The organism is Clavibacter sp. MX14-G9D (assembly GCF_032917815.1).
GTDB lineage: Bacteria > Actinomycetota > Actinomycetes > Actinomycetales > Microbacteriaceae > Clavibacter > Clavibacter michiganensis_K.
This window is the reverse complement of record NZ_JAVCVL010000176.1, coordinates 1-5,848: the sequence shown is the minus strand read 5'-3', so window position 1 is coordinate 5,848 and position 5,848 is coordinate 1. Positions and strand designations below refer to the sequence as shown.

Below are 5,848 nucleotides of genomic sequence, written 5' to 3'. Positions count from 1 at the left end.
GGTGGAGGCGTCGGCGGAGGCGGCGGCGGAGGCGGCGGCGGAGGGCGGCGGCGCGGGGGCACGGCGGCGGATGCGAGGATCGCTCTCACACGTCCCCGCACGACCGCGCCCCGGGACGGGCCGCGGCCGTCGAGCGGGACGCCCGGGAGGAGACCCATGGACCAGCCCACCGTCCGCTCCGTCGTGCCCGCCCGGACGCGCGAGGACCTGGTCGCGCTCGGGCCGTCCGTGGCGGCGCTGGCGGGCGGATCCGGCATCTTCGCCGAGCCGCACCCGCACCTCACCGGGCTGGTGGACCTGCAGGCGCTCGGCTGGCCGGCGCTCGTCGTGAGCGACGCGGGCCTCGAGATCGCGGCGACCTGCACCATCGCGGAGGTCGCCGCCATCGCGCCCGCGGAGGGCTGGGCCGCGCACCCGCTGTTCCGGCAGGCCTGCACCGCGCTCTTCGGCTCCACGAAGATCTGGCGCGTGGCGACCGTCGGCGGGAACATCTGCTCGGCGCTGCCGGCGGGACCCATGACCGCCCTCGCGGCGGCCCTCGACGCCCGGGCGCTCGTGTGGCGCGCGGCGGTCGGCCCCACGCCCGCGCACGACGAGCGGATGCCCGTGGCGGAGCTCGTGACGGGCGACCGGACCACGGCGCTCCGGCCGGGCGACGTGCTCCGCTCGATCCACGTGCCGACGTCGTCGTTGCGCGCCCGCACGGCGTTCCGGAGGATCGCGCTGTCGCCCCTCGGCCGGTCGGGCTCGGTCGTGATCGGCCGGCTCGACGAGGACGGGTCCGTCACGGTGACGGTGACGGGCGCGACGCTCCGGCCCGAGCAGCTGCGCTACGACGCCCTGCCCACCGCCGCCGCGCTCGCCGACGACGTGCGCGCGATCGGGTCCTGGTTCACCGACGCGCACGGGGCCGCGGACTGGCGTCGGGCGGTGAGCGCGCTGCTCGCGGAGGAGGTCCGCCGGGAGCTGGGCGGCGACCCGACGGATCCCGCGACCACGACGACGGCAGGAGCGCACCCGTGAGCATGACCGTGGACGGCCGCGAGATCGCCGGGGACCCGGCACCCGGCCAGAGCCTGCGCACCTGGCTCCGGGAGCACGAGGTGCTCAGCGTCAAGAAGGGCTGCGACTCGGGCGACTGCGGCGCGTGCACGGTGCTCCTCGACGGCGAGGCCGTGCACTCCTGCATCCTCCCCGCGTTCCGCGCGGAGGGCCGTGCGGTCACGACGGCGGCGGGCCTCGGGACGCCGGGCGACCTGCATCCCGTGCAGCAGCGGTTCGTGGCGGCGGCGGGGTTCCAATGCGGGTTCTGCACCCCCGGGATGGTCGTGACGGCGTCGACGTTCGGCGAGGAGGAGCTCGACGACCTGCCGCGCCTGATGAAGAGCAGCCTGTGCCGGTGCACGGGGTACCGGGCCATCGACGAGGCGATCCGCGGGGAGCACGGCGGACCGGACCACGCGCACGGCGACGGCTGCGGGACGCGCCCCGAGGGGCTGGGGCCGGTGCGGGCGACCGGGCCCGCGGCGAGCGCCGCGCATCCCGTCGCGACGGACGCGACCAAGGACGAGCGGGCCCAGACGGGCCGCGTCGGCACCTCGCTCCGTGCCCCCGCGAGCGAGCGCGTGGTCAGCGGGCTCGAGCCGTACACGCTCGACGTCCAGGTCCCGGGGCTGCTGCACGTGAGCCTCGTGCGGAGCCCGCACCCGCATGCCCGCATCCGCGCCATCGACGCCACGGCGGCCCTCGCGCTGCCCGGCGTGCACGCGGTGCTCACGCACCACGACTCCCCCGCCACGCTGTACTCGTCCGCCCGGCACGAGGACCGCTTCGACGACCCGGACGACAGCCGCGTGCTCGACGACGTCGTGCGGTTCCGCGGGCAGCGCGTCGCGGCCGTGGTCGCCGACAGCGTCGGGATCGCGGAGGCCGCGGTGCGCCTGGTGCGCGTCGACTACGAGCTGCTCCCCGCGGTGCTCGATCCCGACCGCGCCCGGCGGCCCGGCGCGCCCCTCGTGCACGGCGACAAGGACCCCGCCGTCTCCCGTCTCGCCGACCCGCTCCGGAACGTCGTCGCGGAGATGCACGGCGAGCACGGGGACGTGGCGCGGGGAATCGCCGCGGCCGACGAGGTGGTGTCCGGCACGTGGTCCACGCAGCGCGTCGCGCACACGCACCTGGAGACGCACGCGACGATCGGCTGGATGGAGGAGGGGCGCCTCGTCCTCCGCACGAGCTCCCAGGTGCCCTTCCTCGTGCAGCGCGAGATCTGCCGCCTGTTCGAGCTCGCGCCGGAGGACGTGCGCGTCTTCACGGCGCGCGTGGGCGGCGGGTTCGGCGGCAAGCAGGAGATCCTCACCGAGGACGTCGTCACCCTCGCGGTGCTCGCCACGGGACGCCCGGTGCAGCTGGAGTTCACGCGCTCCGACGAGTTCACCCTCTCGCCGTCGCGGCACCCCATGCGGGTGGGCGTCACGGTCGGCGCCACGTCCGACGGCGTCCTGACGGCGCTCGCCGTGGACGTGCTCTCCGACACCGGCGCGTACGGCAACCACGGGCCGGGCGTGATGTACCACGGCTGCAACGAGTCGATCAGCCTGTACCGCGTGCCCGCGAAGCGCGTGGACGCGCAGAGCGTCTACACGAACAACCTGCCGTCGGGCGCCTTCCGCGGCTACGGCCTCGGGCAGGTGATCTTCGCCGTCGAGTCCGCCCTCGACGAGCTCGCACGGCGCCTCGGCATCTCGGGCTTCGAGATCCGGCGCCGGAACGCCGTCGTGCCGGGCGACCCGCTCATCATCACCGAGGCGGAGGGGCCCGACCTCGGGTTCGGCGGCAGCTACGGGCTCGACCAGTGCCTCGACCTGGCCGAGGCGGCGCTCCGCGACGGCGGCGGGGATCCGGTGCCCGACGGGGACCGCTGGCTCGTGGGCGAGGGCATGGCGGCCGCGATGATCGCGACCATGCCGCCGCGCGGGCACTTCGCGGAGGTGCACGTGGGCATCCGGGCCGACGGCATCGTCACGGTGTCGGTCGGCACGGCCGAGTTCGGCAACGGCACCACCACCGTGCACGCGCAGCTGGCCGCCACGGCGCTCGGCACCACGCCCGACCGGATCCGGATCCGCCAGTCGGACACCGACGCGACGGGCTACGACACGGGCGCGTTCGGCTCCGCCGGCACGGTCGTGGCGGGCAAGGCCGTGCACGTGGCCGCGACCGCGCTCGCGGACCTGCTCCGCGAGCGGGCGGCGGCGCGCACGGGGCTCGCGGCCTCCGCGTTCGCCCTCACGCCGGACGCGCTCGTGGCCCCCGGCGGCGTCGCCGTCGCCGTCGCGGACCTGGCGGGCCCGGACGGCCTGTCGGCCCAGGCGCGCGAGGACGGCGCGCTCCGCTCCCTCGCGTTCAACGTCCACGCGTTCCGCGTCGCGGTGGACCCGGCGACCGGCGAGGTGCGCATCCTCCGGTCCGTGCAGGCGGTGGACGCGGGCACCGTCCTGAACCCCGCGCAGCTGCGCGGACAGGTCGAGGGCGGCACCGCGCAGGCGATCGGGACGGCGCTCTACGAGGAGGTCGTGCACGACGGCGAGGGCCGGATCCTCACGGACGTGCTGCGGAACTATCACATCCCCCAGCTGGCCGACCTGCCCGTGACCGAGGTGCTGTTCGCCGACACGCACGACGACCTGGGGCCGCACGGCGCGAAGTCGATGAGCGAGGCGCCCTACAACCCGGTCGCCCCCGCGCTCGCGAACGCGGTGCGCGACGCCGTGGGGGTCCGGCCGCACGAGCTGCCGATGTCGCGCGACCGGGTCTGGCGGATGCTGCACGGCGGCGGACCGCAGCCGGCCTTCGACAGCCCGACGACGCTCGGGGAGCGGGGGACGCGGGAGTCCTGACGCGGGTCAGCGCCGGGATGCACCGGAGGGGGGACCGCCCGGATGACGGTCAGCGCGCGGCCGGGCGCCGTCGGGTGACCACGGCCAGCCGGCCCACCGCCCCCACGAGGAGCACGGCGGCGCCCGTGAGGATCGACGGTCCGGGCAGGGTCGCCACGAGCACCGCGCAGCCGACGATGCCGAGCACCTGCAGGACGCGCGGGTACCGCCGGTCGGCGCCGGTCTGCGTGAGCGCGGACGCGTTGGCGACCACGTAGTACAGCAGCACTCCGAAGGACGAGAACCCGACGACGCCGCGGAGGTCGACCGTCAGCACGAGCGCCACGACGACCACCGCCACCGCGACCTCCGCGCGCTGCGGCACCCGGTACCGCGGGTGCACGACCGCGAGCCCGCGCGGCAGGTCGCCCTCGCGCGCCATCGCGAGGGACGTCCGCCCGATCCCCGCGAGGAGCGCGAGCAGCGCCCCGAGGCACGCGGCGGCCGCGCCGACGCCGACGACCGGGACCGCCCACGCCCAGCCGGCCGCGCGCACCACGTCGGTGAGCGGCGCGGTGGATCCCGTGAGCCGCGCCTCCCCGAGCACCCCGAGCAGGGTCACGGCGACGAGCGCGTAGACGACGAGCGCGCCGCCGAGGGCGAGCAGGATCGCGCGCGGGATGGTGCGGGCGGGATCGCGCACCTCCTCCCCCATGGTGGCGATGCGCGCGTAGCCCGCGAAGGCGAAGAACAGCAGGCCGGCCGACTGCAGGACCCCGTAGGGCGTCGTGTCGACGGCGCCGGCGGTGGATCCGGGTGCCGCCCCCGGGCCGCCCGCGACGAGGCCCGCCACGAGCACGAGCGCGAGGACCGCGAGGACGACCGCGATGATCGCGCGCGCCAGCCGGGCCGTCCGGGTGACGCCGAGGCAGCCGACGATCGCGAGGGCCACCACGGCGAGCGCCGCGACCGGCCGCTGCCACGCCGCCGGCACCGCGTACGCGGCGAACGTGAGGGCCATGGCGGCGCAGCTCGCCGTCTTGCCGATGACGAAGGACCAGCCCGCGAGGAAGCCCGGCCACTCCCCCAGCCGCTCCCGCCCGTACAGGTACGAGCCGCCGGAGGACGGGTAGCGGGCCGCCAGCTGGGCGGACGCGGTGGCGTTGCAGAGGGCGACCACTGCGGCGATCGCGAGGCCCGCGACGAGGCCCCCGCCCGCGGCGCGCGCGGCGGCGGGCATGACCGCGAAGATCCCCGCGCCGATCATCGCGCCGAGGCCGAGCACGGTGGCGTCGAGGAGGCCGAGGCGGCGGGCGAGACCCGGCTGACCCGAGGCTGCTGCTGCGGATGCGGCGGTCATGCGCCCTCCCCGTGGATCGGCCCGCGCGTGGTCGTGAGCGGCGCGCCCGCGGTGCCGGCGCGCGCGGCGAGCACCTCGGCGAGGATGGAGACGGCGGTCTCCTGCGGCGTGCTCGCGCCGAGGTCGAGCCCGATGGGCGAGCGGAGGCGCGCGAGCTCCGTCTCGGTGAGGCCCTCCTCCACGAGCCGCGCGCGGCGGCGCTCGTGGGTGGCGCGGGATCCCATCGCCCCCACGAACGCCACCGGCAGGCGGAGCGCGGCGACGAGGAGCGGGACGTCGAACCGGTCGTCGTGGGTGAGGACGCAGATGACCGTGCGCGCGTCGACCTCGGTGCGGGCCAGGTACTCGTCGGGCCACTCGGCGACGACCTCGTGCGCCGACGGGAACCGGGCGTGCGTGGCGAACGCGGGCCGCGCGTCGCACACGGTGACCCGGTAGCCGAGGAGCACGGCCGCGTCGGCGAGCGCGGCGGAGAAGTCGACGGCCCCGAAGACGAGCAGCCGGGGCGGGGCGGCGGCCACGAGGTGCAGCACGCGCGCGGGTCCGTCGGCGCAGTCCACCGCGGTCGTGCCCGAGCGGCCGGCGGCGAGGCGGGCGGCGAGCTCCGCGC

Annotated in this window: 4 protein-coding genes; 2 read left to right on the top strand and 2 right to left on the bottom strand. The window is 76.8% G+C overall.

Translation table 11 applies throughout. The features are described from left to right. Positions 1 to 156: 156 nt before the first annotated feature. Both Q6969_RS12350 and Q6969_RS12345 read left to right on the top strand, forming a co-directional pair. Complete coding sequence (locus Q6969_RS12350; RefSeq protein WP_317230706.1) at positions 157 to 1,023, top strand: FAD binding domain-containing protein; 867 nt, start codon at positions 157 to 159, stop codon at positions 1,021 to 1,023. After that, on the top strand, positions 1,020 to 3,899 hold the full coding sequence (locus Q6969_RS12345) for a molybdopterin cofactor-binding domain-containing protein (RefSeq protein WP_317230705.1): 2,880 nt from the start codon (positions 1,020 to 1,022) through the stop codon (positions 3,897 to 3,899). Before Q6969_RS12350 ends, Q6969_RS12345 begins: the two co-directional genes overlap by 4 nt. Before the next feature lie 49 nt (positions 3,900 to 3,948). Here the strand turns inward: Q6969_RS12345 and Q6969_RS12340 are convergent, their stop codons facing one another. Beyond that, positions 3,949 to 5,238 (bottom strand): APC family permease, encoded by a 1,290-nt coding sequence (locus Q6969_RS12340; protein ID WP_317230704.1) that lies wholly within the window; start codon positions 5,236 to 5,238, stop codon positions 3,949 to 3,951. Continuing rightward, a partial coding sequence (locus Q6969_RS12335) for an XdhC family protein (RefSeq protein ID WP_317230703.1) occupies positions 5,235 to 5,848 on the bottom strand: 614 nt, incomplete at its 5' end. The genes Q6969_RS12335 and Q6969_RS12340, both read right to left, overlap by 4 nt.